Genomic DNA, 23,816 nt, shown 5'->3' on the forward strand with positions numbered 1-23,816 from the left:
GATTCTATCAGCCGACACCAGTAGTCGTTGGAGATGAGATGGTCGTTAGCAAAGGTTGGAACGTGAAGGAAGCTCCAGGCAGCGACAGAATGAACGCCGAAAATCCGCGATCTCGTGGAAGCCATTTCAGCACGCTTGTGTTGGCAGCCGCTTCGATCGTTGGGATTGTCGTCTGCGCGCTGTTGGCTGAGCCATTTTTGGGCGCGATCACATGGGCAATGGCACTGGCAATCCTCTTTGTCCCTCTCCATGCCAGGGTCGAGACAAAACTGAAACATCCCAACCTCGCGGCATTGGCTTCGGTTCTGACCATAGTACTCCTTGTCGTTGTCCCGACAGCCTTTCTTGTAGAACGCCTGGTCGAGGAGGCTGCTTCTGGGGCAGCCTCCATCCGAACCCGGGTAGCGGATGGAGAACTCCAACGCTTCTTGGAGGCCCATCCCGGCATCGCGCCTATTGGGAAGTGGATAAATCAACAGATCGATCTGCCGTCGATTTTGGCGAGCCTTGCGACTTGGCTGAGCAATGCCGGTGCAACGTTCGTGAGGGGCTCTGTGTTGCAGGTGGCGGAAGTTCTGCTGACGTTTTACATGCTTTTCTATTTCCTGCGTGATCGCAACGCAGTCGCGCGCCTGCTTCATGATTGGATGCCGTTGGTGAGCGCCGATACCGAGCGACTGTTCCAGCGGGTGTTCGATACCGTGCACGCGACGGTATACGGGACGTTGGCGGTCGCCGCGGTTCAGGGTTCTTTGGGCGGGCTGATGTTCTGGATGCTCATGTTGCCGACGCCCCTTCTTTGGGGCGTGGTGATGAGCCTACTTTCCGTCGTGCCAGTGCTGGGTGCGTTCATCGTGTGGATACCAGCGGCAATCCTCCTGCTGCTTGATGGTCACTGGGCCAAGGCCCTAATTCTCGCGGCCTGGGGTGGCATCGTTGTAGGCGGCATCGACAATGTCCTTCGTCCGATGTTTGTGGGAACCCAACTGAGGCTCCATACGATTCCCGCTTTCATATCGATGATAGGTGGGCTCGCCCTGTTCGGCGCTCCCGGATTCATACTCGGACCCCTGGCTGTTACAGTGACGATGCTCCTGGTCGAGGTATGGGCTGCGCGTGATAAACTCAACAATCGCAAGCAACAGGAATGACCAGTGCGGACGTGCCCTGCGGTCGGCAGCTCGGGACAAACGCACGGATAGCTACCAGTCGCATCCGGACCGGCGGGCGGCCCGCCGCTTACACCGCGGTGCCGCCAGCACGCCGATGCCGGCAGTGAGCGCCATGGCAAAGGCACCCCGGAAGGTGACGCGCAGCGTTGCGCGAAGGATGTTGGCGCCGATGGCGCCCAGCAGAGCGAGGAAAAGCAGAGACGCCACCGAACACCCCCATCGCCGGCATGGAGACCGGCGAAATCAGCACCATGAGCAGAGGCATCGCCGCGCCCAAGCTGAAGGCCGCCGCCGAGGTCAGCGCCGCCTGGATCGGGCGCGCCGTGGTCATTTCGGAGATGCCGAGTTCATCATGGGCGTGCGCGGCCAGTGCATCCTTGGCCATGAGCTGATCGGCGAGCTGGCGGGGCCAGACCCGTCTCCAGCCCGAGCTTGACGTAGATCAGCGCCAGCTCCTCTCGCTCGAATCCGGGCTGGGTCCTGAGTTCCTCGCGGTCACGGTCGAGGTCGGCAATCTCGGTGCCCGACTAGGAGCTGACCGAGACATACTCGCCGGCGGCCATCGACATGACATCCGCGACTAGACCCCTTTACCGGCGACGAGCATCTGCGAAGTCGGCGCGGCGGCCGACACAACGCCGACGATCAGGCTGGCGGTCGAGACGATGCCGTCAAAAATATGGATACCGGATGTTTATGGCATCCTCCGAAATCGGTCTGACAGACGCCCACTCCCGATCAGGGAGTGGGCAGCTTAATCTAGATCTCAGAAGTCCATTCCGCCACCGCCGGGCATTGCGGGAACTGGCGCATCCTTCTTCGGCTTTTCGGCCACCATCGCCTCGGTGGTGACGAGCAGACCGGCGACCGATGCGGCATCCTGCAGAGCGGTGCGCACCACTTTGGCTGGGTCGATAACACCTTGGCTGTAGAGATCGCCGAACTCGTTGGTCTGGGCGTTCCAGCCCCAGCCGAACTCGTTCTTCTCGCGCAGCTTGCCGACAATGATCGAACCCTCAGCACCGGCATTCTCTGCGATCTGGCGCACCGGGGTTTCGATGGCACGCCGCACGATTTCGATGCCGGTCTTCTGATCGGCATTGTCGGTTTGCACTGCATCAAGCGCTTTTGCTGCCCTCAGCAACGCGACGCCGCCACCCGGCAGCACGCCTTCCTCGACCGCTGCGCGGGTCGCATGCAGCGCGTCGTCGACCCGGTCCTTGCGCTCCTTGACCTCGACCTCGGTCGAGCCGCCAACACGGATGACGGCAACGCCGCCGGCGAGCTTGGCCAGCCGCTCCTGCAGCTTCTCGCGGTCATAGTCGGAGGTGGTCTCCTCGATCTGCGCCTTGATCTGGGCGACGCGGCCCTGGATCTCCTCCTTGCGGCCGACACCGTCGACAATGGTGGTGTTCTCCTTCTCGATCACCACCTTCTTGGCGCGACCCAGCATCTGCAGCGTCACATTCTCCAGTTTGATGCCAAGGTCTTCCGAGAAGGCGGTGCCGCCGGTAAGGATAGCAATGTCCTCCAAGATGGCCTTGCGGCGGTCGCCGAAGCCCGGCGCCTTGACGGCCGCGACCTTGAGGCCGCCGCGCAGCTTGTTGACGACCAGTGTGGCGAGCGCCTCGCCCTCGACATCCTCGGCGATGATCAGCAGTGGCTTGCCCGACTGAACGACGGCCTCCAGCACCGGCAGCATGGCCTGCAGGTTGGAGAGCTTCTTCTCGTGTATCAGTACATAGGGCTCATCCAGCTCGACCCGCATCTTGTCCTGGTTGGTGATGAAGTACGGGCTGAGATAGCCACGGTCGAACTGCAGGCCCTCGACCACTTCCAACTCGGTCTCGGCGGTCTTGGCCTCCTCGACGGTGATGACGCCCTCGTTGCCGACTTTCTGCATCGCCTCGGCCAGGAAGCGGCCGATCTCGGCGTCGCCATTGGCGGAGATAGTGCCTACCTGGGCGATCTCGTCGTTCTTCGTCACTTTGCGCGCGTTGGTTTTCAGTTCGGCAACGATTGCATCCACCGCCTTGTCAATGCCGCGCTTCAGGTCCATCGGGTTCATGCCGGAAGCAACCGCCTTGGCGCCTTCCTTGACGATCGCCTGGGCTAGAACGGTTGCGGTCGTAGTACCGTCACCGGCAAGGTCATTGGTCTTCGAGGCCACTTCGCGGACCATCTGCGCGCCCATGTTCTCGAACTTGTCCTCAAGCTCGATCTCCTTGGCGACGGTGACGCCATCCTTGGTGATGCGCGGCGCGCCGAAGGACTTGTCGATAACGACATTGCGGCCCTTCGGACCGAGCGTCACCTTCACCGCATTGGCCAGGATATCGACGCCGCGCAGCATCCTCTCGCGGGCTTCGGTATGGAACTTTACTTCCTTAGCGGCCATTGGATCACTCCTTCAAGTTTAGGCAGCTTTCGTTGACTGATGGACATTCGAAGAAGCCGTCAGGCGGCCTTCTTCAGCGTGGCGGTCTGCTCGATCACGCCCATCACGTCGCTTTCCTTCATGATGACTAGGTTCTCGCCGTCGAGCTTGATCTCCGTGCCGGACCATTTGCCGAACAGGATGCGATCCCCCGCTTTGACGTCGAGCGGCTGAAGCTGACCGGCATCGTTGCGCGCGCCGGACCCGACAGCGATGACTTCGCCTTCCTGCGGCTTTTCCTTCGCAGTGTCGGGGATGATGATGCCGCCGGCCGTCTTTTCGTCAGCTTCGATGCGGCGGACCAGGATACGGTCATGCAATGGACGGAACGCCATGTCGTTCTCCTTCAAGGACAAACAGATTTAGAGGTTCTTCCGCACCGGATCAGCAATATCGGCTCGATGCGGAGCGCCGCGACCCTTCATCAGGCATCGCACGCGCATATCGAGCTAGTTTTGCGTCATTGCGGTTTCAAGAGGTCATTCCAAAAATTTTGGCACTCACCGGGAGAGAGTGCCAATATGCTGTTATCATGCAGCTATTTCGTCTGAGCGAAGGATTTCCCGCTTGAATTTTTGCAGCGGTTCAACAAAATCCTCCGAGTCTGGCTCGCACCTGCGCAGCCGCAACTTAAATGCAATCCGAGGAGTTTTTTTGCGGACGGAGGCCACCGATGAACCGACAGAAGCTCTCGTCGATCATTCCCTCTCTCGTGCCGGAAAAATCCGACCTTTCGCTTGACCGCCTGCTTACGCCGGCGAGGCCTTCAAGCTTCCCCATGACGTGCTGAGTAACCACATGCTCTACCTTCAAGAAAAGCCTCCCATCCTGGGCTTCGGACGCCTGCGCGGTGGAATCGATGCCGGCATTGCGCCAGCCGCCGAATGCCCGGCGGCAAATCTCAGAACTGAGCGGTCATACGGATCTGGCGACCGCCCTCATATTTTGGACCGGCTGGATGCATGATCGCAAGAGAAGGAGAAAAGCAGGGTGAAGACGGTTAGCAGGGAATTCCGCCTGCAGATGGATGGCTACGGCCTGACGACGGCCGAGATTCACTACCATCTTCCAGATCACCCAAGCCTATTGCAGCTCTATGTCTGGCAGGACTACGACCTCGCGCCTGAGTTTCCTGAACTGAAAGGTTTTCTGGACTACTGGGAGCGTGAGCTGGAGGGCCCACTCCATTCCGTGCGCGTCGCCCATCATCGCCTCATCAAGCCCTCGGAGTGGCGCGCCGTCGACGGCATCATAGCAAGACACTGAAAGATGCTATTCTGCTTCGTTGGTGGCCCGTGGGAGGTCTTTAGTACACACTGGCTAGACGCTCTGGCACCGGCTTCTGACTTCAGGCAGAAGGTTAAATTCCAAGCGCGATCTGCTTAACGCTGCTGATTACCAGTCCATGGCATTTAGCCTCGCCCCCCGCATTTTCACTGTTATGCCAAGTTTCAGCCTTCGCTGAAGAGGTTGACTAGTTTCAATAGCTGGATACTCAGATGTCCCTGCCGAGACCCTACCGAAATCCGAGTCCTTCATGAGGGCATCGACCTAAATACTACGCCCGCTCAACGCTGGCTGCGAACGCGTGTGGCGTGCGTAGTGTGGGTACGATTTACCAAGCCATTGCCACGTCCGCTTTCAATAGGATCGGCTCTCGATCCAGTATGTATTGGCACGGCCTCCACACGCAGATAACCGCTCAGGCCGGTTTCCTGATGCTCGTTCACATGGCGGTGGAACGCCCAGTCGCCAGGGTTTGTCGGCTACCATGCCACCTCCATCGAGATCGAAAACTCTCGCAAGGGGACCTGTGAGCCGACCTGGCTGTTTGCCGCGCAGCGTCATCCTTCGTTTTCTCCGAGATGAGCCGTCTTTAGAAACGATCGATGCACCGCCGGTGCGGAGCGGCGCCGGCCACAAATGGGCCTCGGCGTCGTCAGCCGTTGCGTGCTTTACCGACACCAGACGGCGCGGCATCGGCAGATGAGCAATTCATGGCGTAGAGTAAAGATCACGGGTGCGCTTTTGACTACACCTTGCGCTTTAAACCGCACTGCCTGTCGTACCTGAACAATGAACGATAATGTTGCATTATCGCTCATTTGATGGCCTAATGTGAAAATGGCCTCTAATGTCGAGCAAAATCCGGAAAACCATACCAAACTGCACTCTCCTCGACGAGAGAGCACGTCTGAAAACGCTGTTCTGGACGGGAAAAGCCCCGCTGATGCCGTTTCCATCGATGCCTTGCCCGACATTGTCGATGTCGTGATGGCCATGGGCTGGCAAGCGGAGCCGATGAATGCGCCGCAATCTGACGCCGTAGGTTCGGACGACAAGGCCCCCTCCCCTACCCTGCCATCTGTCGACGTCATGCCCGCCGGCGGCCTTGTGGGCCAGCTCGGCGATCTGGCTGAACGGGCACGCGGTTATGTCGAGGCGGCCAGTTCCGCCAACACCCGCCGCGCCTATGGTGCCGACTGGAAGCATTTTTCCGACTGGGCCCGGCGCCAGGGTTTTGCAACCATGCCGCCGGATCCCGAGACCGTCGGGCTCTACATCACCGCACTCGCTTCCGGCGCCGGCGGCGACAAGAAATCCGTCTCGACCATCGAAAGACGGCTCTCCTCGCTCGCCTGGAACTATGCCCAGCGCGGGGCAGAAAAACTCGACCGGAAGCACCGTGCCATCGCCACCGTCATGGCCGGCATCCGCAACGCCCATGCCCGCCCTCCCCGACAGAAGGAAGCAATCCTGCCCGAGGATCTGATGGCGATGCTGGAAACGCTCGAACGCGGCACTTTGCGCGGCTTGCGCGATCGCGCCATGTTGCTGCTCGGCTTCACCGGTGCGCTGCGCCGCTCGGAGATCGTCGGGCTCGACTGCGGTCGCGACCAGACCGAAGACGGCCGCGGCTGGATCGAAATCTTTCCCGGCAAGGGCATCCTGGTCACCTTGCGCGGCAAGACCGGCTGGCGCGAGGTCGAGATCGGCCGCGGTTCAGCCGACATTACCTGCCCGGTCGTGGCTTTGGAGACATGGCTGAGCCTTGCCCGCATTGGCCATGGCCCCTTGTTCCGGCGTATCACCGGCCAGGGCAAAAAGGTCGGCACTGAGCGGCTGAACGACCAGGAAGTCGCCCGTCTGGTCAAGCGCACGGCACTTGCCGCCGGCGTGCGCGGCGACCTGACCGAGGCTGAACGGACCAGGCTTTTTGCCGGCCATTCGCTACGCGCCGGCCTCGCCTCATCGGCCGAAGTCGAGGAGCGTTACGTGCAGAAGCAGCTTGGCCATGCCAGCGCCGAAATGACCCGCAAATACCAGCGCCGCCGCGACCGCTTCCGCGTCAACCTCACCAAGGCAAGCGGGCTTTAGTCGAAAAGGCCTCCCCCAGATCAAGGCAAGGGCGGCAGTGCTAAAAAGGGATCAAGCGAGCGAACACCCAAAGGCTCGAAATGTCGCATATTCCTGGTCAGAACCGTGAGGCCGTGCACTTGGGCAGTGGCAGCAATCGCGATGTCTTCAAAGCCCGGTTGGTGAGCCCGAGCATGATCCAGGATTTGGCCAGCAGCATGGGCGCACCTCAAGTCGAATGGCAATAGTTTTTGCGCATAGAGGTATTCGATGCTCTGCCACCATTCTTTTAGTGTTTTCGACTTGGTCGTTGCGCCTTCCCGCTCCACCTTCGCAATTCCAGACATCACCTCAGCTGCCGATATCACGGACAGAAACAAATGCGGACTAGCCTGATCCAGCCAATCGATTAGTCGTCCCTCACCGCCGCGTTTCGACGGGGCGAGCGCCGAAATCACATTTGTGTCAACCAGGAACATCAGAGGTCGACAGACCTGCTCGCTTTTCCGGTCCGCGCAGGGATATCCTCCTCATCCCCCGGAAACGACGCTAGCAAGCGCCCGAAACTTGGAACGTGCGACAGTTTCTCGTACTCATCGAAAGAAAGGACAACAGCTTCCTTCCTGCCGTGTCGAGTGATGATTGCCGGATTGCCGCGGACAGCCTGATCAATGACTGCAGAAAGCGTCGCCTTAGCGTCCTTGAGTTGAATCTCTCTCATCTGCTTATCCTACCATGACCACTGTAGTCATATAGCCACGGGACCACACAAGAACAAGAGTACCAAAGGCCGTTCGCGTCCAAGATCCTCGTCTGAGGACCATCCGGCGCACCGCCCCTCCCCCGCACCAATGCCACGACCGTCTCTGTATGACGGCCATCTCCGGCATGACGACGCAGTTGCTCGAAGCGGCGCTGCGACTGCTCGTCGTCTGCGCAACGCTCACCCTGCCTTTGCCTGTGCCCCTCCCCTTCCGCGCAGGAGCGCCATCAGCACCGGCCCGATCGAGAATTCTCCGGTCTGTGCCTTGGCAGTGAGGCTGCGCAGATAGCCGCCGGGGCTGGAAATGGCCTCGCCCTTCTGCAGCATCGCCGCCACCATGATCGCGGCATCGACCGCCCCCATGGCCTCGCAGGCCTGGTTCCACGCATCCGGACTGACGCCGAGGGCGCCGCGCACCAGATTTGCCGTTTCCACCAGATCGGCCCAGCCCGAAATACCGTTTCGTGCGTAATCGGCAATATCCGGGCAGGCGCGCAGCACCATGCCAAGCGGATAACCCGTTGGCGGCTGGCTCCTGGTTTCCGGTTTCACCGCAGCGGTTGCGCCGTGGCCTTTTTCGAGGCCGGGTTCAAGTTCATGAGGGTGTGTATTTGAATTCTGTATGTGGCGCTCGAAATGAGACTCATTGGCGCTTGTTTCTTCAGTTTTTACGTGACTTTCCAGCGCCTTGCGCACCTCCTGGGCAAGCATCGCCAGTTCCGCGGAAATCGGTTCGAGCTCAAGCCGGCTTGCCGTGCGGGGAATGGCGGCCACGATCTCGCGATAGCTCAGATGCAAGCGCTGCCAATCGGCGGCAATGCCCTCCTCGAGGCCGAAGGCGATCATCTTGGCGATGTCCCGACGCAGGATGGTGATGCGCTCGCGAACGAGCAGCAACGCCCGTCGTTCGGCCCTGACAGCTTCGGCCATGCGCTCGAACTCTGCGGCTCGGGCCAAAAGCGGCGTCAGGTCGAAACCAAAGGCCTGCTCGATCGCGCCATCGAAGCCCTTGCGGGCGTAGCGCTTGCCATTGGGGCTGTCGCGACGCACCACCAGGCCGCAGTCGACCAGCACCGCGAGATGCCGCCTCAGCGTCGCCGGCGCCATGCCGTGTGCCCTCAGCGCCAGTTGGGCGTTCGAGGGAAACACCACCAGCCCCTCCCCTTCCACGAGATCCGTGTCGGGATGGAAGCTCAGCAGCGCGTTGAGTACGGCAAGCGCGCGATCGCTGGCGCCCAGCAATTGCTTGGCCTCGCAGACGGCACGAAACACCTGCCATTTGTTGGAGCTGGCGCCAGGCGCACAACTGTCCGCCGCCATCTGACCTGCCACCATGGCAACCGACAGCGACCGCCGCCCAAAGGGCGTCGTCGAAATATGCGGATCCATAATTCCCCTGCCTTTCAAAAGGCAAAAGAAATCTGCTCACCAGTTAGGTGCCGTGACTCTTGACACTGATTCGGGGAAATGCGATTCTCTAGTTGTTCAGGCTATGAGAAGGGCTTCCACGACGGCAACGTTTTTGGGGGCCTTTTTCTTTTGCGTTCAGTCTCCTGATTTCACGTTTTCAGAGTCCCTGTACGCCTCGTAGAGGCGTTCGAGATTGCCTGCGATCCAACCGCCAAAGCCGGCTGCACCCTTGTTCCTCAGCGCGAGCGTATACGCACTGCCACTCGCCTTCACAGTCGCGCTCACGGACCTGTCCGCGGCTTCCCAACGTTCGGGTTGAGCGGCTTTAGAAGCTTTTGCCGGTTTCTTCGTCAGTTCCCGAAACACGGCCTGGAAGCGCGCATCGCTGTCTGCACTCCTGATTTCGGCCTGAGCGAGAAATGACAACAGAGAAGGTATCGCAGATAGATCAATCGCTTCGGCGAGATCCATCCAGCGGCGGCGTCCGACTTCCGGCGCTGGCCCGATGGCTTCGATAAGATCAAGCGGGATTCCGCGCACCACGCCGATCAGTTTGGACAATGCACTCTTGTCTACGCCGAGGGCGGACATGATGACCTCCCGCGAAAAAGAGCGGTCCTCAAGGCGCGCCGCAAACAGCGCCCGCTCGATGAAAGACAGATTGGCTCGCGCATTGTTTTCCTGGCCTTGGCTCACGACCAGCTCATCATCGGAAAGCTGCCGGACAACGGCACGAACTTTCAGCCCAAGCTGCGAAACTGCGGCCAGCCTGCGATGGCCATACGCCACCTGAAAGCGTCCCTTGGCTTCAGGGTGTGGGCGAACAAGGATCGGCACCTGTTGGCCGTGATCTCTGATCTGCTCTACCAGCTGAGCGAGTTCGATGGCGTCCATCTCCATCCGGTCGCGGACAATCGAAGCGTCGAGAAGCGACGTGTCCAGCTCGACGACGGTCTGCCCCTCGGCCATCTGGCGCTCAAGATCATGGGCGCGTTCGACCTTCTGCGTGATATTGCCAAGTGTCTTTGCAATCCCGCCCACCGGGGACGTAGATCGCGCCGCGGAAGAAACCAGACCCGCGATCGGCCGCGAGGCCGACAACGTTTCAGCCGCCCTCAGGGGTTCGTTGCTGCCGGACACTTCGATAAGGTTCTTTCGAGCCATTATTTCCGGCCCCACGTGCCTTTGAGGAGAGCCTCAATTTCGGAATTGACCTGGTTCAGCGAGTCCATGGCCCGATCGTAGGTACCACGTGTAAACTGGGCCCTGTCGACTTCATACAGCGTCTGCTTGGTGACACCCGCATCGGAGATTGCGGTCGACTTGAGCATCGGATGCTGCAGCATGCGGGTACCGAAGATGGCGCGCATGAAGCCAGTCATCTGGCTTTGTGGCCCGTCATTGGGCTCAAAGCGGGTCACGAGGTAACGCATCCAGTCGTAGCTTGTGCGGCCCCCTGCCTTCTCGACGACATCCATGAGTTCGCTGGTCATGGAGAGAAACTGGCTCATCGACATGACGTCAAGCATTTGCGGATGCACAGTGATCAAGACCGAGGTGGCTGCACACAAGGCCGACATGGTCAGAAAACCCAGCTGCGGCGGGCAATCGATCACCACGACATCATAAAGGCTCTCTATGGGTGCAAGAGCCTCGCCAATGCGGGCAAAAAACATCGACTCCGCCGTTCCCTTGGCAATTGCCGTCGGCGTTTCGTGCTCGAACTCCATAAGCTCAAGGTTGCCTGGAACGATGTGCAGATTGGGCGTGTAGGTAGCCCGAACAATGTCCGCTATCGACCGAGGGTTCTCGTAACGGATCGCACCATAAAGGGTTTCGCCTTCGCCCACATCCAGTTCAGGCTGATGCCCAAACAGCGCCGAAAGTGACGCCTGAGGGTCGAGGTCGACGGCAAGAACGCGATAGCCACGTATGGCGAGATATTGAGCAAGGTGCGCCGACGTCGTCGTCTTTGCTGAACCGCCCTTAAAGTTCATGACCGCTACGACCTGGAGTTTCTCACCAGACCGTCGCACCGGCACATATTTCTGCGAACCATTCTTTTCGTCGAGGGTGACACGAATACGGTTCATGTCATCGGGCGTATACATGCGCCGGCCATTGGCCATTGGTTCGGGACCATAGCCCTCGGACGCAACTTGCCGAAGATAGCCTTCAGCGATGCCAATGTACTGCGCAGCCTCTGCGGGCGTGAACTGCCTGATCGTCTTCTGAGAAGTTGGCGGGAAAATCTTCTGCTGGTGCAGCTGCAACTGCCGTGACAGTTCCCGCGAATCCGCGGACAACATCGACGGAAGATGCTCCTGCTCGTGACTTATCTTGCTGTGCAACATCCCCTGAACCTTGAACTGCGCATTTCGCGAAAAAACAAACCAAACTGCGCAGTCAGAGTATGGCCCGATTCGTGAAGATTTGACAAACGCTTAACCATAAACGCTCAAGTGGCGTGCCGGCGCTCATCGCGCGACGGCAAACAACCTTTGCAAGCCTGATATCTCCTTCGTCGCTTCGACGCAGTGGTCGCCGGATGGGGAGCCCTCACCTCTGAAAAGTTGTCCGCGGACAACTCGGCCCGTCAGCCAGTCACATAACGGCCGCAGCGCATAGGCAACCGACAGCCAGACACGATACTTTGCGACTCGGTCAAGCCCATCAATGCCCCCTCGTTTCAAGAGTTGCCGCAAACAACCGCAAACAACATTGCATGCGATAGCACTGGGGCTCGCGCCGCCGAATTCACTTCTATATCGCCCCGGTCGATTGCGGCGATGAAAAGTTGTCCGCGGACAACTTTTCATCGCAGATCCGCAATGCGTCGGCCCACGCAACCGCGCAGCCCACCACAATGTCGCATTCTTCAGCCGACAGGAGGCGGGCGGCCTTCAAAGTCGACCAGAATGTGCTGTATCTTTGGAGGGGAGAGTAACGGCCCTGCGGTGCGGCGTTTTATTTCGACCCGGCATTGACATGGCCGCTGCCGTCGTGCGCTAGAGCAGTCGCCCGGACAACTCTGCGATGCCAGCGACAGTGCGTCACGTCATGGATGTCAGAGAAGTTCATTCGGACGACGGCGGCCACTGGCGAAAAGTTGTCCGCGGACAACTCTCGGTCCTACAAACGTAAAGCATCTACTCTTCCACCGGCGACTTCGATGGACCTGGCTATGGCAAGGGAATAGCGTCGACACATAAGCGAAGTCCGGTTCCACTACCGTTCCAAGCACCGTCTGCGGAAAGGTCTCACCGATGGGCTCTTGCGGTCATGGCGCGCTCTAATGTCACAACAACAGGACCCATCCATAATCTACTAAATTAGTAGACTTAAGCATCTTCTAGGATGCAGCTGGCGGAGGACAGAGGGAATGGCGTCGAACCGCAACACCAACCCATTGGAGTTGACCGCGGCACGACGCTTGCTGGGGTAATCCGGGCATTCGAAGGCGTCCTCGACGCCCACTTCGCAATTGGCGCCACTTACACATCGAAGCTGTCCGAGTGTCGGTCGCGCCTTCAGTCGCCGGAAGGTGCTTGATCTCACGCCTTGGGCGGCTACCACTGTCCGTACCCGATCACGGCTCAGGTGCACGCTTGACTGTGGCTGTCGATGTCGATGTCGTCGAACACACCGACTGCTCGATCCGCTAACACAATGGCGGCTACCCGGGCCTTTTATCGAAAGTCTGTTTTCGGAAGCAGTGGCACCGGGATGCAACCCAGAAATCGCCGAGTGCATCCTCATTCACTGCTGCACTAGGGAAGGTCCTAAGTTCCGGGTTGCGGGACCAGGGTATATAGACCCGATTAATCGACGAGGCATTCACCTCCTGACCATGAGGGTGCGCCTGAATGCCGGGGCAAGCTTTTCTTGAAGCTCGGCCAGCCCGAACGTGGCAAGGCAAATCTCGACAAGCTGGCCTTCTTGGCTCTGGCGGTTGCAACGAATTCAGTTCCTTGAAGCTAGCAATCGGCGAAAACGACGGCACGCAGGCCAAGTCACTGAAAAAGAGGAGCCTGGAACAAACTACTCATAGGGTAGGGCGCCAAATCGAGACTTAACGAAGTCCGAAAAACGACAGGATCGCCAGGACAATGACGACCAAGCCTACCAGATAAATGATGTTGTTCATCGTCGCTCCTCCTGATGCCCTTGATGGGCCGGTTGATCACAACGCCAAGCACTCTCGGAAGTTCCAGCCAGCGCGAGCCGCGCCCGAGCGATGCACGAGCGAGCGCGCCTCACTGCGGCCGCTTGAGATGGCGCCATTCAAACGCCTAGACCCCCGTCGGCAAGGTCGCCAGGTCGCCCCTGAACAAACGGCGGTCGTGCCAGTATGCACAAAGGTATATCGCGCAAGAGACTTTGGGCCTCGGCATGCGAACCCCTAGGAGGGGGCTGATGTTCGCGCGTCGCGGTGGCAAGTCACTTTATAGCGGTCGAAGCCAGCCAAGTCGCAGAACCTGATGAGAAAGCGAACCACTTGGCCGCATGTATAAAGGGGGGGGGGGGTAAAGCCCCCAGCCCTTAACCAAAATGTGGAATCCGTGCCGACAGACGACCCGAAGCCGTTTTTCGCACGGGTGTTTGCAGGCGCAGTTCTTGCTGACAATATCTTCATGAGGCATTTTCAGCGAGTCGCAGAATGCCTTGCTTGGCATGGCTGTCGGGAGTTTCGCGACCGATGGTTGTTCGCGTTCTCGCTTTGGATCATGCTTTCCGCATGATGTTTATGTCCACGTTCTTTCCCCTGATCTGAACGACTGAAAGTCGTTCCGGCGCTTTTGCGCCATTCGGATCAAACGGCTCCGCTTGACGCGGTAGCCGCACGGAGAATGTGTAATGTCCAAAATCGAGCATGTCGGCCTGACTTCCGGTCAGGTCCAGAGCTTCATTGACGATGGTTTCGTCAAACTGGAAAATGCCTTCGGCGCCGACCTTGCAAAACAAGGTAGGGACGAATTGTGGGCCGATATAGGTCTGTTGCCGGATGAGCCCGAGAAATGGGTTCAACCCGTTGTTCGGGTGGGGTTCAAGTTCTCGCTCCCCTTCATCGGAGCCGCCAACACACCGCAACTTCACAAAGCCTACGATCAGCTCGTCGGGGAAGGCCGCTGGCTTGCGCCCCAGGGCCTCGGAACCTTTCCGATCCGCTTTCCCTCGCCAGAAGCGCCCGGGGACGATGGCTGGCATGTGGATGTGAGCTTCGGCACCGGCCATCCAGATTTCATGGAATGGCGGGCCAATGTGAAGAGTAGCGGACGCGCTTTGTTGTTGCTGTTCCTGTTTTCGGATGTTGGCCCGGACGACGCGCCGACGAAGATACGGAAAGGCTCGCATGCCGTCATTGCGCAGGAGCTGCTGCCCTATGGCGAGGCGGGCGCAACTCTCCGGCAGCTCTCGGCCTATGGCTACGCTTCGACAGAGGGTTGTGAGGTGGAACCAGCGACGGGCGCGGCGGGCACGGTCTATCTATGCCACCCATTTCTGGTCCATGCCGCACAGGCTCACCGGGGGCAGCGGCCACGCTTTATGGCGCAACCGCCGCTCCTGCCGAAAGGCGAGTTCGACCCGGCCTTGCCGCCATCTCCGGTTCAGGTCGCTATCCGTCAGGCATGTGGGATGACGTCTTGATCGCCTGAGACTTCGGGGCCGCTGCGCGCGCCCCCGGAGTCTCAATGCGCTTGTCGCGCAATTCCCAGTTTTGCGACAAAATCGCCGACGCTGATTCTTAGGGGAGTATCCGTCGCAAACATCATGTGAGAAAATCAGACTCGCGTAATCAATTCTATCGACGGGAAGTACACCACATCTGAGTTAGGGGCTGGGGTAAAGCCCCGCGCTTCTTTTGCCGCATGCTAACGCGGTGAGCACCAGTGCGTCGGAAGATGTTTTGGCCTCACCATTGTGCCCTGCTGCCAGCGCCTCATCAAGACATGACGTGAAAAATGCAGTTTCGGGACTTCCACCGAATTAATTGACCCGTATTTCGCTTCCCCGCTTGCTGATCAGAACCCCAACAGTCCTCAGCTGTTCCGGACATCCTGGAATTCCATTCTCGCATCTCCCACCCACAGCTTTCTCTCCATAAAATTAGAGACGACTAAAGTAAAAAGGCGAGCAAGGGTTCATTAGCCGACGGTCAACGAAAGGGGCCTGCCAATAACTTGCGCAGCCGGCTTGCCCTCTCTTGGGACTGTAGAATTCTACACTCTCCCCAATACGCAGTCTGTGATGACTTCGCCCCGACCCAACGCAGGGACTGAGAGGGGAGGTGCCACGTGCGAGACATACTCAAGGGCCTGCGAGCGACTGGGGACGTTGCGCTTTCTGCTCAAAAGCCAACCTCGTCGAACTTGGGCCCACCAGTGGCCGGGCGGCATGAGGCATCCGATATGTTGCAACCTCGCTCCCATCCTCGCCTCATACGCAAGCTGCGGGATGCACTTGGCCCAATCCTTTGCTCAGCGCTCGATGAAGCATCGGTCGTCGAGATCATGCTGAACCCCGACGGGCAGCTCTTCATCGAACGGCTTGGACACGGCATTTCGTCAGCCGGCCGGATGAACGCTGCCACTGCCGAGACCGTGATCGGTGGTGTCGCGCACGCGCTTCGCTCCGACGCCGACGAGAACCATCCAATCATCTCTGGCGAGTTGCCGATTGGCGGGCACCGCTTCGAGGGATTGCTACCTCCGGTTGTGTCGGCTCCGACATTCACTATACGGCGGCGCGCTTCGAAGCTGATCCCGCTTATCGACTACGTATCCTTGAACATCATGACCGAGCTGCAGGCAGCGGTGATCCGCAATGCGATCACTTCACGGCTGAACATTGTCATCTCCGGTGGGACGGGCTCCGGCAAAACGACACTGGCGAATGCGGTCATCGCCGAGATCGTCGAAACGTCGCCGCAGGATAGGTTGCTCATTCTCGAGGACACGGCGGAGATCCAATGTGCCGCAGAGAATGCGGTAGCACTGCATACCAGCGACACAACCGATATGGCCCGTCTGCTCAAGAGCACGATGCGGCTGCGACCAGATCGCATCATCGTCGGCGAGGTCCGTGATGGTGCGGCCCTTACATTGCTAAAGGCCTGGAACACCGGCCATCCCGGTGGCGTGACAACGATCCACTCCAATACGGCGATGTCAGCGTTACGACGCCTGGAACAGTTGACCTCGGAGGTTAGCCAGCAGCCGATGCGTGAGGTGATTGGAGAAGCCGTCGATCTCGTTGTGTCGATCGAGCGAACGCCGAGAGGCCGACGGGTACGCGATGTCATACATGTCGAGCGTTTCGCCGGCACTCAGTACCAAACAGAGATTTACGCTCATGTCGAGGACCGCCCCCATGTCGCATAACCGCCAAGCGGCTTTCATCATCGGTGCTTTCACGCTGTGGCTTTCATTCTTCCTGGCCGATCCGGCGTTTGCCAGTTCCGGAGGTGGTCTGCCTTGGGAAGCCCCGTTGCAAAGGATCCAGCAATCAATCACCGGGCCTGTTGCCGGCTTCATTGCGCTGGCAGCTGTTGCCGTGGCTGGGGGGATGCTGATCTTCGGCGGCGAGCTGAACGATTTCGCGCGCAGGCTGATGTATGTGGTGCTGGTTGCCGGCATTTTGCTCGGCGCCACTCAGATTGTAGCGCTGTTCGGTGCAACTGGCGCTTCAATCGCAGATGCCGGCACCTCTGCTGCGTCTTACGAGACGGGGCTGCGAACCCATGGCTGATGTTGGCGCCAACCTCCAACGCAACCGCATCCATCGAGCTCTTTCGCGTCCAAACCTGCTGATGGGCGCGGACCGCGAACTGGTGCTCGTCACCGGGCTCGCGGCCGTCATCCTGATCTTCGTGGTCCTGACACTCTATTCCGCGCTGATTGGGATCGCGGTCTGGATCGTGGTGGTTGCTATACTTCGCATGATGGCCAAGTCCGATCCAATGATGCGGCGGGTCTACGTCAGGCACATCGCCTATCGCCCATACTACCGACCTACTTCGACGCCTTGGCGACGTTACTGAAGGCCGAAGACCATGGCTTTGCTGCGTTCCTTTCATAATTCCGGTCCCTCCTTTGCCGATCTCGTCCCCTATGCGGGGCTGGTCGCCAACGGCGTCATCCTGCTGAAGGATGGAAGCTTGATGGCCGGCTGGTACTTCGCAGGGCCGGATTCCGAGAGCTCTACAGATTCCGAGCGCAGCGAGATTTCTCGCCATATCAACACGGTCCTTTCGCGCCTCGGTTCGGGCTGGATGATACAAGTCGAGGCGGTGAGGGTGCCAACCGTCGCATATCCGGTATCTGCCGAATGCCATTTTCCAGATCCCGTCACGCGCGCCATCGACGACGAGCGACGCGCACATTTCGAGCGCGACAAGGGTCACTATGAGAGCCGCCATGCGCTGATCCTGACCTATCAGGCGCCGATACAGCAGCGATCGGGGCTAACCCGCTATTTCTATTCGGACGAGGGGAGCCGGGCGGTAAACTATGCCGACACTGTGCTGGAGGCGTTTGAGACGGCGATCCGGGAGGTCGAGCAGTATCTCGCAGGCGTCTTGTCGATCAGGCGTATGGTAACGCGGTCGGTCGAAGAACGCAGCGGGTTTCAGATCGCGCGCTACGACGAACTGTTCCAGTTCATTCGCTTCTGCATCACAGGTGAGAACCATCCTGTACGACTGCCTGACATCCCGATGTATCTAGACTGGCTGGTTACGGCAGAGCTGCAACATGGTCTGACGCCCGTTGTCGAAAACCGCTTTCTTGGCGTCGTCGCGATCGACGGCCTTCCGGCCGAAAGCTGGCCCGGCATCCTCAACTCCCTCGACCTGATGCCGCTGGCTTATCGATGGTCTTCGCGCTTCATGTTCCTTGACGCATACGAAGCCCGTCAGAAGCTCGAGCGCACCCGCAAGAAATGGCAGCAGAAGGTCCGACCGTTCTTCGACCAGCTGTTCCAGACGCAGTCGCGCTCGATCGACCAGGACGCCATGACGATGGTGGCAGAGACGGAGGATGCAATCGCACAAGCTTCCTCGCTACTTGTCGCTTATGGCTACTACACGCCGGTGATCGTCTTGTTTGACGAAAGCAGCACTCGCCTTCGCGAGAACTGTGAGGCGGTGCGTCGCCTGATCCAGGCTGAGGGCTTCGGAGCGAGGATCGAAACGCTGAATGCGACCGAGGCGTTCCTGGGTTCATTGCCTGGCAACTGGTACGCCAACATCCGCGAACCGCTCATCAACACTCGTAACCTTGCCGACCTCATTCCGCTGAATTCAGTCTGGTCCGGTAGCCCGGTTGCCCCTTGCCCATTTTATCCGCCGGCCTCTCCGCCGCTCATCCAGGTAGCGTCGGGCTCAACACCGTTCCGGCTGAATCTGCACGTCGACGATGTCGGCCACACACTGATCTTCGGTCCCACTGGGTCGGGAAAGTCGACGCTGCTTGGGCTGATCGTAGCCCAGTTCCGGCGCTACCCCGAGGCCCAGATCTTCGCCTTCGACAAGGGCCGATCGATGCTGCCTCTCACACTGGCCGCTGGCGGCGATCACTACGAGGTCGGAGACAGCGACGTTGCTGCGGGGGAGGGGGAGAACTCCGGTCCGGCTCTCGCCTTCTGCCCACTTTGGGATCTCGCCACGGATGCCGACAGGGCCTTCGCGTCGGAATGGATCGAGACGCTCGTCGCACTGCAAGGTGTTTCGATCACACCCGATCACCGCAACGCCATATCCAGGCAAGTCGCGCTTTTGGCTGAGGCCCGCGGGCGCTCGCTCTCGGACTTCGTCTCCGGCGTTCAGATGCGGGAGATCAAACAGGCTCTCCACCACTACACCGTCGACGGCCCGATGGGACAGTTGCTCGACGCCGAAAGCGATGGCCTGTCGCTCGGCTCTCTGCAGACCTTCGAGATCGAGCAACTGATGAATATGGGCGAGCGCAATCTCGTGCCCGTCCTGACCTATCTCTTCCGCAGGATCGAGAAGCGCTTGACTGGTGCTCCGAGTCTGATCGTCCTCGACGAGGCATGGTTGATGCTGGGGCATCCCACATTTCGCGACAAGATCAGGGAATGGCTGAAGGTGCTGCGCAAGGCCAATTGCGCCGTCGTGCTCGCCACTCAGTCGATTTCCGATGCCGAGCGTTCGGGGATCATCGATGTGCTCAAAGAATCCTGCCCGACTAAGATCTGCTTGCCAAATGGAGCGGCGCGTGAGGCAGGCACCCGTGAGTTCTACCAGCATATCGGCTTCAACGAGCGTCAGATCGAAATCATCGCCACTGCTGTCCCCAAGCGTGAATACTATGTTGCTTCGCCCGAAGGCCGGCGGCTGTTCGATATGTCGCTCGGACCAGTCGCCCTGTCCTTCGTGGGTGCCTCCGGCAAGGACGATCTCAAACGCATTCTCGCGCTGAAGCGCGAAAATGGCCCGGACTGGCCGATCCATTGGCTCGAATTGAGAGGAGTTGGCCATGCCGCATCGCTCGTTCCATCGACATAGGCTGCGAACTGCCGGCGCCGCAGTCATTTTCGTTGTATCCGCAACCGCGCCGGGAACCGGCCATGCCGGCGGCGTAACGGGCCAGGCGACCGAATGGACACAGCTTCTCAACAATGCCGAGTTGATTGCGCTTGTCGGCAAATCGGCCGAGCAGGTCAATAACCAGATCAAGCAGATCACGCAGCTGGCCGAGCAGATCCAGAACCAGCTCAACATCTACAATAACATGCTGCAGAACACCGCCCGGCTGCCGAAACACATATGGGGACAGGTCGAAGGCGACCTCAAGAGGCTGCAGGCCGTCGTCGGACAGGGGCAGGGCATCGCGTTTTCGATGGGCAACGCCGATGACGTGCTCAGGCAGCGCTTTCAGAGCTTTGCGGAATTCAAGACAGGCCTCGCCGATGGTGAGACCTTTTCCGGCAGCTACCAGACTTGGTCGACGACGAACCGCGACACCATTGCCGGCACGCTCAAGGCGGCAGGGCTGACGGCTGACCAATTCACCTCGGAGGAGACGACCATGAGCTCCCTGCGCTCCATGTCGGAGAGTGCCGACGGCCAGATGAAAGCGCTGCAGGTCGGCCACCAGATAGCGGCCCAGCAGGTAGCACAATTCCAGAAGCTGCGCGGGCTGGTCTCACAACAGACGATGATGATGGGAACGTGGTTCCAGTCCAGACAAGCGGACAAGGATCTCGCGCAAGCACGCCGCGAAAACTTCTTCAATTCGACGCTCCCCAATGTGCGGGGCGGCCAGATGATGGAGCCGCGCTGGTGAACTCTACCGTGGTCGTTGGAATGGCTATCGGGATCGCAATAAGCGTCTGCGCCGGGAGCGCCATTTGGATGCTGCATCAACCCATACCGGCAAAGGAGGCGCCAGCAGCATCACTGGAGAACGCGCGGCGTGAGCGGGCGGAAAACTTCTTCGGCGCAGGTCCCGATCGGAATGTGCGCGGCGGCCAGGAGATGCGACCGCGATGGTAACTGTCGGACAGCTCAACAAGGGTCATTTCGCCTTGACGGTGATCGCAGCAATCCTTCTCGCCAGCACGCCTGTGCTGGCGCAGCAGGGCTCGGTGCTGACCACACTGGAGAACCAGGTCGTGACCGCCGCGCGGGGCTGGCAGACAACAGTGATGAATGCCGCGCGTTCGCTCTTCTGGATCCTCGCCGGGATCGAGGTCGCGATTGCGGCTGTCTGGCTGGCGATAAACACCGCCTCGCTCGATAGCTGGTTTGCGGAACTCGTCCGCCGGATCATGTTCATCGGGCTCTTCGCCTTCATCCTCGATCAGGGGCCAAGTTTTGCCAAGGCGGTCGTCGACAGCCTGTTCCAGATCGGCGCCAGCGGCGGATCAGCCTCACCTGCCAACATCTTCGATGCCGGCATCCGTGTCGCCTCTAAGATGTCACAGCAGGCAAAGTTCGGCCTGTTTGAAGACAACGCACTGGCGATAGCCGCCGTCTTTGCCATGGTCGTGGTCGTTGTTTGCTTCAGCCTGGTCGCCGCCATCTTCGTCGCGGTCCTGGTCGAGATGTATGTCGGCCTTCTCGCCGGCATGATCATGCTTGGCCTCGGCGGCTCGTCATCCACCAAGGATTTTGCCGTTCGCTACCTCATCTATGCTTTCTCGGTCGGGATGAAGCTCATGGCGCTGGTGATGATCGCCCGGATCGGTTCGGAAGTTCTGATTGGCCTGGCAGAAGCTCCGACGGCAAAGTCAGAACAATTTGTCACCACGCTGGCCATCGCCGGCATAGCCGTCGTCGTGTTCATCATCGCAATGTATGTGCCAGCCATCCTCCAGGGTGTGGTGCAAGGGGCCTCTGTCACCGGTGGCATGGAGGCGATACGTCACGGCGGGCAAGCAGCGACCTTCGCTGCGGGTGGCGCTTTCCTTGGTGCAAGTGCTGCAGCAAGCGGAGCTTCGGCGGCAAGTGTCGCCCGGGGCGGCGGCTCCTCCATGGCGACGGCAGCCATCCGAGGTGTGGCCTCTGGCATTGCCAGCGCCGGATGGGCAGCCGGATCGGCGGCCAGGGACAAGGCGATAGCTACCCCTGGAGCCCATGCGGGATCGCTGCTTGGGCTCGCCAACGCCAAGCTCGACCAGAGCCGGCCGCCCGACAGGGTTGTGCCTGCACCGCAGCCTGTCGATGAGAGCAGATAGCCAGGAGGGGACCCATCATGGCCGAGCGCGCACCGCCCGAAAACCCTTATCTCGCCGCTCGCCAGGAATGGAACGAGCGCTACGGCTCCTACATAAGGGCTGCTGCAGCCTGGCGCATCGTCGGCATCGCCGGAATGGTCATGGCAGTGATCGGCTTCTCTTATGCGCTGTTCCAGAGTACGCAAGTCAAGCTCGTCCCCTACATCGTGGAAGTCGACAAGCTTGGCACATCGGCACATGCGGGTTTCCCGCAGCAGATCGAATATGCCGACACGCGCGTGGTGCGCGCAACGCTCGGCGGTTTCGTCTCCAATTTCCGAAGTGTGACCCCTGATGCGGTGGTGCAAAAGCAGTACATTGACCGCACCTACGCGCTGTTGAGGACGTCAGACCCGGCGACCGAGAAGGTCAATGCGTGGTTCCGCTCGAGCTCACCTTTCGACAAGGCCAAGACCGCCACGGTCGCCATCGAGGTCAACAACATCGTGGCGCTCTCACCGCAAACGTTCCAGATCGACTGGACTGAATTCGAACGCGACCGCAAGGGCAAGGAGACGGCGGTGCGCCGCTTCCGCGGCATTGCCACAGTGACGCTGACCGCGCCGCAGGACGAGGGCGTCATCCGGCTCAATCCTATCGGTCTCTACCTTCGCGACTTCGACTGGACCGCGCAGCTATGAAAGGCATAGCCCACCCATGATCATTGCTATCAGAAACGTCGGTGCAACTCTCCCAATCGCGGCCACGCTTGTTGCGGCAATCGCCGCTGCTCCAACCTTTTCACAGAAATCCCATGCCGAGGGCATGAGTGCCAACGAGCAGAAGGGGACAGCAATTTCCGGACAATGGCGCGGAAAGAAAGGCCTCGTCACCAAGGGTGCCGACGGCAAAGTGATCTTCCTCTATGGCGAGATCCAGCCGTCGGTCGTCTGTTCGCCCTTGCAGGTATGCGACATCGAACTCCAAGCAGGCGAGGCGGTGCGCGACGTCCTCGTCGGCGATACGGTGCGCTGGAAGGTTGAGCCAGCGACTTCCGGCGCCATCGGCGGGCAGGCGATCCATCTGATCGTCAAGCCGTCGGAGCCGGATCTTGTTACGTCGATGGTGGTCACCACATCACGGCGAACCTACCACATCCAGCTCAAGTCGCATCAAAACCAGTATATGGCGCGTGTCGGTTTTGAGTATCCGGAAGATGTGAGCGCAATACTGGCCGACATGAACGCTCGACTCGAGGCAAGCATAGTTCCAGGCGCCGGCGTTCCCGCTGAGCAATTGAATTTTCGCTATTCCGTCTCCGGCAATGCGCGTTGGCGCCCAACGCGGGTCTATTCCGACGGAACCAAGACCTACATCCAGTTTCCGAGATCGGTCTCCGGACAGGATGCGCCGGTGCTGTTCGTTGTTTCCGGGGGAGAGAACCGGGTCGTCAATTATCGGATGAAGGGCGACATGATGGTGGTGGACTATCATATTGACCGCGCTGTCCTTGTCTCAGGCGTCGGCTGGAAACAGGAAAAGATCACCATCAGGCGAGGGGGCTGAGATGCGCGGGATCTTTGCCGTTCTGCTTTTGTCGTGCGCCGGTTGTCAGATGTCCACGACCGACGGCCTGGTCGCCAGTTCAGCGCCGCCTGAGATCTCGGGATCCGCTGCGAGCGCCATTGCAGGCGACATGGTGACCAAGCTTGCCGAACAGATTGGTCCTGCAACCGGCACCATCGTCTTGAAACCCGACAGCTCACCCTTCGGGCAGGCGCTCGAGGCGTCGCTGAAGAACTGGGGTTATGCCGTCGCCACCGACCAGAAGACCGACGGCCAGAAAGAAATCCCGCTCGCCTATGTCGTCGACAGCCATGAGGGGCAGGTCCTTGTGCGAATGTCGACAAGTACCATTGAACTTGGACGCGCTTACCAGACGACAATGTCGGGGGCGTTTCCTGCAAGTCCGCTCTCTGTCATGCGCCGCGGATAG

General features: G+C 59.7%; 21 protein-coding genes and 2 pseudogenes. 14 read left to right on the forward strand and 9 right to left on the reverse strand.

Annotated elements, in window-relative coordinates; all coding sequences use genetic code 11:
- The first annotated feature begins 38 nt into the window (after positions 1–38).
- Entirely contained in the window at positions 39–1,151 is a 1,113-nt protein-coding gene (locus tag DY201_RS25125; RefSeq protein ID WP_245432165.1) for an AI-2E family transporter, read from the forward strand.
- Between the two features lie 51 nt (positions 1,152–1,202).
- Here the strand turns inward: DY201_RS25125 and DY201_RS25130 are convergent.
- The 3 genes and pseudogenes from DY201_RS25130 to groES form a co-directional block, all read right to left on the reverse strand.
- Positions 1,203–1,857, reverse strand: a pseudogene (locus tag DY201_RS25130) (VIT1/CCC1 transporter family protein).
- Positions 1,858–1,938: 81 nt separating this feature from the next.
- Positions 1,939–3,570: a chaperonin GroEL gene (gene groL / locus DY201_RS25135; RefSeq protein WP_115734062.1), complete on the reverse strand. Its 1,632-nt coding sequence runs from the start codon at positions 3,568–3,570 to the stop codon at positions 1,939–1,941.
- A gap of 59 nt (positions 3,571–3,629) precedes the next feature.
- On the reverse strand, positions 3,630–3,944 hold the full coding sequence (gene groES, locus DY201_RS25140) for a co-chaperone GroES (protein ID WP_115734307.1): 315 nt from the start codon (positions 3,942–3,944) through the stop codon (positions 3,630–3,632).
- A 688-nt stretch (positions 3,945–4,632) separates the two neighbouring features.
- On the opposite strand from groES, the gene DY201_RS25145 reads away from it, so the two are divergent.
- Positions 4,633–4,875 (forward strand): usg protein, encoded by a 243-nt coding sequence (locus tag DY201_RS25145; RefSeq protein ID WP_115734063.1) that lies wholly within the window; start codon positions 4,633–4,635, stop codon positions 4,873–4,875.
- A 302-nt stretch (positions 4,876–5,177) separates the two neighbouring features.
- On the opposite strand, the pseudogene DY201_RS29875 reads toward DY201_RS25145, so the two are convergent.
- A pseudogene (locus DY201_RS29875) lies at positions 5,178–5,360 on the reverse strand (hypothetical protein); the annotation flags it as partial.
- 373 nt (positions 5,361–5,733) lie between these two features.
- On the opposite strand from DY201_RS29875, the gene DY201_RS25155 reads away from it, so the two are divergent.
- Positions 5,734–6,987 carry a site-specific integrase gene (locus DY201_RS25155; RefSeq protein WP_115734064.1) on the forward strand — a complete coding sequence of 418 codons (1,254 nt, stop codon included), beginning with the start codon at positions 5,734–5,736 and terminating at the stop codon, positions 6,985–6,987.
- Between the two features lie 20 nt (positions 6,988–7,007).
- Here DY201_RS25155 and DY201_RS25160 read toward each other — a convergent pair whose 3' ends face one another.
- The 5 genes from DY201_RS25160 to repA all read right to left on the reverse strand — a co-directional run bounded on the left by DY201_RS25160 (position 7,008) and on the right by repA (position 11,493).
- Positions 7,008–7,445, reverse strand: a complete 438-nt coding sequence (locus DY201_RS25160) for a type II toxin-antitoxin system VapC family toxin (protein WP_115734065.1) — start codon at positions 7,443–7,445, stop codon at positions 7,008–7,010.
- Entirely contained in the window at positions 7,445–7,687 is a 243-nt protein-coding gene (locus DY201_RS25165; RefSeq protein ID WP_115734066.1) for a type II toxin-antitoxin system Phd/YefM family antitoxin, read from the reverse strand. Before DY201_RS25165 ends, DY201_RS25160 begins: the two co-directional genes overlap by 1 nt.
- Positions 7,688–7,909: 222 nt before the next feature.
- Complete coding sequence (gene repC / locus DY201_RS25170) at positions 7,910–9,118, reverse strand: plasmid replication protein RepC (protein ID WP_115734067.1); 1,209 nt, start codon at positions 9,116–9,118, stop codon at positions 7,910–7,912.
- A 156-nt stretch (positions 9,119–9,274) separates the two neighbouring features.
- Positions 9,275–10,303, reverse strand: coding sequence for a plasmid partitioning protein RepB (repB, locus tag DY201_RS25175; protein ID WP_115734068.1), 1,029 nt, complete (start codon positions 10,301–10,303; stop codon positions 9,275–9,277).
- Positions 10,303–11,493, reverse strand: a complete 1,191-nt coding sequence (gene repA, locus DY201_RS25180; RefSeq protein WP_115734069.1) for a plasmid partitioning protein RepA — start codon at positions 11,491–11,493, stop codon at positions 10,303–10,305. The genes repB and repA overlap by 1 nt, the downstream gene beginning before the upstream one ends.
- 2,503 nt (positions 11,494–13,996) lie before the next feature.
- Here repA and DY201_RS25185 point away from each other — a divergent pair.
- The 11 genes from DY201_RS25185 to trbH all read left to right on the forward strand — a co-directional run bounded on the left by DY201_RS25185 (position 13,997) and on the right by trbH (position 23,816).
- The gene (locus DY201_RS25185) at positions 13,997–14,788 is read left to right on the forward strand and encodes a phytanoyl-CoA dioxygenase family protein (protein WP_115734070.1); all 792 of its coding nucleotides are present in this window, start codon (positions 13,997–13,999) and stop codon (positions 14,786–14,788) included.
- Between the two features lie 761 nt (positions 14,789–15,549).
- Positions 15,550–16,521, forward strand: coding sequence for a P-type conjugative transfer ATPase TrbB (trbB, locus tag DY201_RS25190; RefSeq protein ID WP_115734071.1), 972 nt, complete (start codon positions 15,550–15,552; stop codon positions 16,519–16,521).
- Positions 16,511–16,888, forward strand: a complete 378-nt coding sequence (locus DY201_RS25195; protein ID WP_245432167.1) for a TrbC/VirB2 family protein — start codon at positions 16,511–16,513, stop codon at positions 16,886–16,888. Before trbB ends, DY201_RS25195 begins: the two co-directional genes overlap by 11 nt.
- Positions 16,881–17,180: a conjugal transfer protein TrbD gene (locus DY201_RS25200; RefSeq protein ID WP_115734072.1), complete on the forward strand. Its 300-nt coding sequence runs from the start codon at positions 16,881–16,883 to the stop codon at positions 17,178–17,180. Before DY201_RS25195 ends, DY201_RS25200 begins: the two co-directional genes overlap by 8 nt.
- Positions 17,181–17,192: 12 nt before the next feature.
- Positions 17,193–19,667 (forward strand): conjugal transfer protein TrbE, encoded by a 2,475-nt coding sequence (locus tag DY201_RS25205; protein WP_115734073.1) that lies wholly within the window; start codon positions 17,193–17,195, stop codon positions 19,665–19,667.
- On the forward strand, positions 19,639–20,448 hold the full coding sequence (gene trbJ / locus DY201_RS25210) for a P-type conjugative transfer protein TrbJ (protein ID WP_115734074.1): 810 nt from the start codon (positions 19,639–19,641) through the stop codon (positions 20,446–20,448). Before DY201_RS25205 ends, trbJ begins: the two co-directional genes overlap by 29 nt.
- 68 nt (positions 20,449–20,516) lie before the next feature.
- Positions 20,517–20,657 carry an entry exclusion protein TrbK gene (trbK, locus tag DY201_RS25215; RefSeq protein WP_245432182.1) on the forward strand — a complete coding sequence of 47 codons (141 nt, stop codon included), beginning with the start codon at positions 20,517–20,519 and terminating at the stop codon, positions 20,655–20,657.
- Positions 20,651–21,841: a P-type conjugative transfer protein TrbL gene (trbL, locus tag DY201_RS25220; protein WP_115734075.1), complete on the forward strand. Its 1,191-nt coding sequence runs from the start codon at positions 20,651–20,653 to the stop codon at positions 21,839–21,841. The genes trbK and trbL overlap by 7 nt, the downstream gene beginning before the upstream one ends.
- 17 nt (positions 21,842–21,858) lie before the next feature.
- Positions 21,859–22,521, forward strand: coding sequence for a conjugal transfer protein TrbF (locus tag DY201_RS25225; RefSeq protein WP_115734076.1), 663 nt, complete (start codon positions 21,859–21,861; stop codon positions 22,519–22,521).
- Positions 22,522–22,537: 16 nt separating this feature from the next.
- Positions 22,538–23,386: a P-type conjugative transfer protein TrbG gene (gene trbG / locus DY201_RS25230; RefSeq protein ID WP_115734077.1), complete on the forward strand. Its 849-nt coding sequence runs from the start codon at positions 22,538–22,540 to the stop codon at positions 23,384–23,386.
- A 1-nt stretch (position 23,387) separates the two neighbouring features.
- Complete coding sequence (gene trbH, locus DY201_RS25235) at positions 23,388–23,816, forward strand: conjugal transfer protein TrbH (protein ID WP_115734078.1); 429 nt, start codon at positions 23,388–23,390, stop codon at positions 23,814–23,816.

It is taken from the genome of Aminobacter aminovorans (assembly GCF_900445235.1).
GTDB classification, from domain to species: domain Bacteria; phylum Pseudomonadota; class Alphaproteobacteria; order Rhizobiales; family Rhizobiaceae; genus Aminobacter; species Aminobacter aminovorans.

Coding starts and splice junctions, on each gene's coding strand:
- DY201_RS25185 (WP_115734070.1), top strand. CDS start 13,997: ATGTCCAAAATCGAGCATGTCGGCCTGACTTCCGGTCAGGTCCAGAGC.
- repC (WP_115734067.1), bottom strand. CDS start 9,118: ATGGATCCGCATATTTCGACGACGCCCTTTGGGCGGCGGTCGCTGTCG.
- trbH (WP_115734078.1), top strand. CDS start 23,388: ATGCGCGGGATCTTTGCCGTTCTGCTTTTGTCGTGCGCCGGTTGTCAG.
- repA (WP_115734069.1), bottom strand. CDS start 11,493: ATGTTGCACAGCAAGATAAGTCACGAGCAGGAGCATCTTCCGTCGATG.
- repB (WP_115734068.1), bottom strand. CDS start 10,303: ATGGCTCGAAAGAACCTTATCGAAGTGTCCGGCAGCAACGAACCCCTG.
- trbJ (WP_115734074.1), top strand. CDS start 19,639: ATGCCGCATCGCTCGTTCCATCGACATAGGCTGCGAACTGCCGGCGCC.
- DY201_RS25155 (WP_115734064.1), top strand. CDS start 5,734: ATGGCCTCTAATGTCGAGCAAAATCCGGAAAACCATACCAAACTGCAC.
- DY201_RS25125 (WP_245432165.1), top strand. CDS start 39: ATGGTCGTTAGCAAAGGTTGGAACGTGAAGGAAGCTCCAGGCAGCGAC.
- DY201_RS25165 (WP_115734066.1), bottom strand. CDS start 7,687: ATGAGAGAGATTCAACTCAAGGACGCTAAGGCGACGCTTTCTGCAGTC.
- trbB (WP_115734071.1), top strand. CDS start 15,550: ATGTTGCAACCTCGCTCCCATCCTCGCCTCATACGCAAGCTGCGGGAT.
- DY201_RS25225 (WP_115734076.1), top strand. CDS start 21,859: ATGGCCGAGCGCGCACCGCCCGAAAACCCTTATCTCGCCGCTCGCCAG.
- trbL (WP_115734075.1), top strand. CDS start 20,651: ATGGTAACTGTCGGACAGCTCAACAAGGGTCATTTCGCCTTGACGGTG.
- DY201_RS25160 (WP_115734065.1), bottom strand. CDS start 7,445: ATGTTCCTGGTTGACACAAATGTGATTTCGGCGCTCGCCCCGTCGAAA.
- DY201_RS25205 (WP_115734073.1), top strand. CDS start 17,193: ATGGCTTTGCTGCGTTCCTTTCATAATTCCGGTCCCTCCTTTGCCGAT.
- DY201_RS25145 (WP_115734063.1), top strand. CDS start 4,633: ATGGATGGCTACGGCCTGACGACGGCCGAGATTCACTACCATCTTCCA.
- DY201_RS25200 (WP_115734072.1), top strand. CDS start 16,881: ATGGCTGATGTTGGCGCCAACCTCCAACGCAACCGCATCCATCGAGCT.
- trbK (WP_245432182.1), top strand. CDS start 20,517: ATGCTGCATCAACCCATACCGGCAAAGGAGGCGCCAGCAGCATCACTG.
- trbG (WP_115734077.1), top strand. CDS start 22,538: ATGATCATTGCTATCAGAAACGTCGGTGCAACTCTCCCAATCGCGGCC.
- groES (WP_115734307.1), bottom strand. CDS start 3,944: ATGGCGTTCCGTCCATTGCATGACCGTATCCTGGTCCGCCGCATCGAA.
- DY201_RS25195 (WP_245432167.1), top strand. CDS start 16,511: ATGTCGCATAACCGCCAAGCGGCTTTCATCATCGGTGCTTTCACGCTG.
- groL (WP_115734062.1), bottom strand. CDS start 3,570: ATGGCCGCTAAGGAAGTAAAGTTCCATACCGAAGCCCGCGAGAGGATG.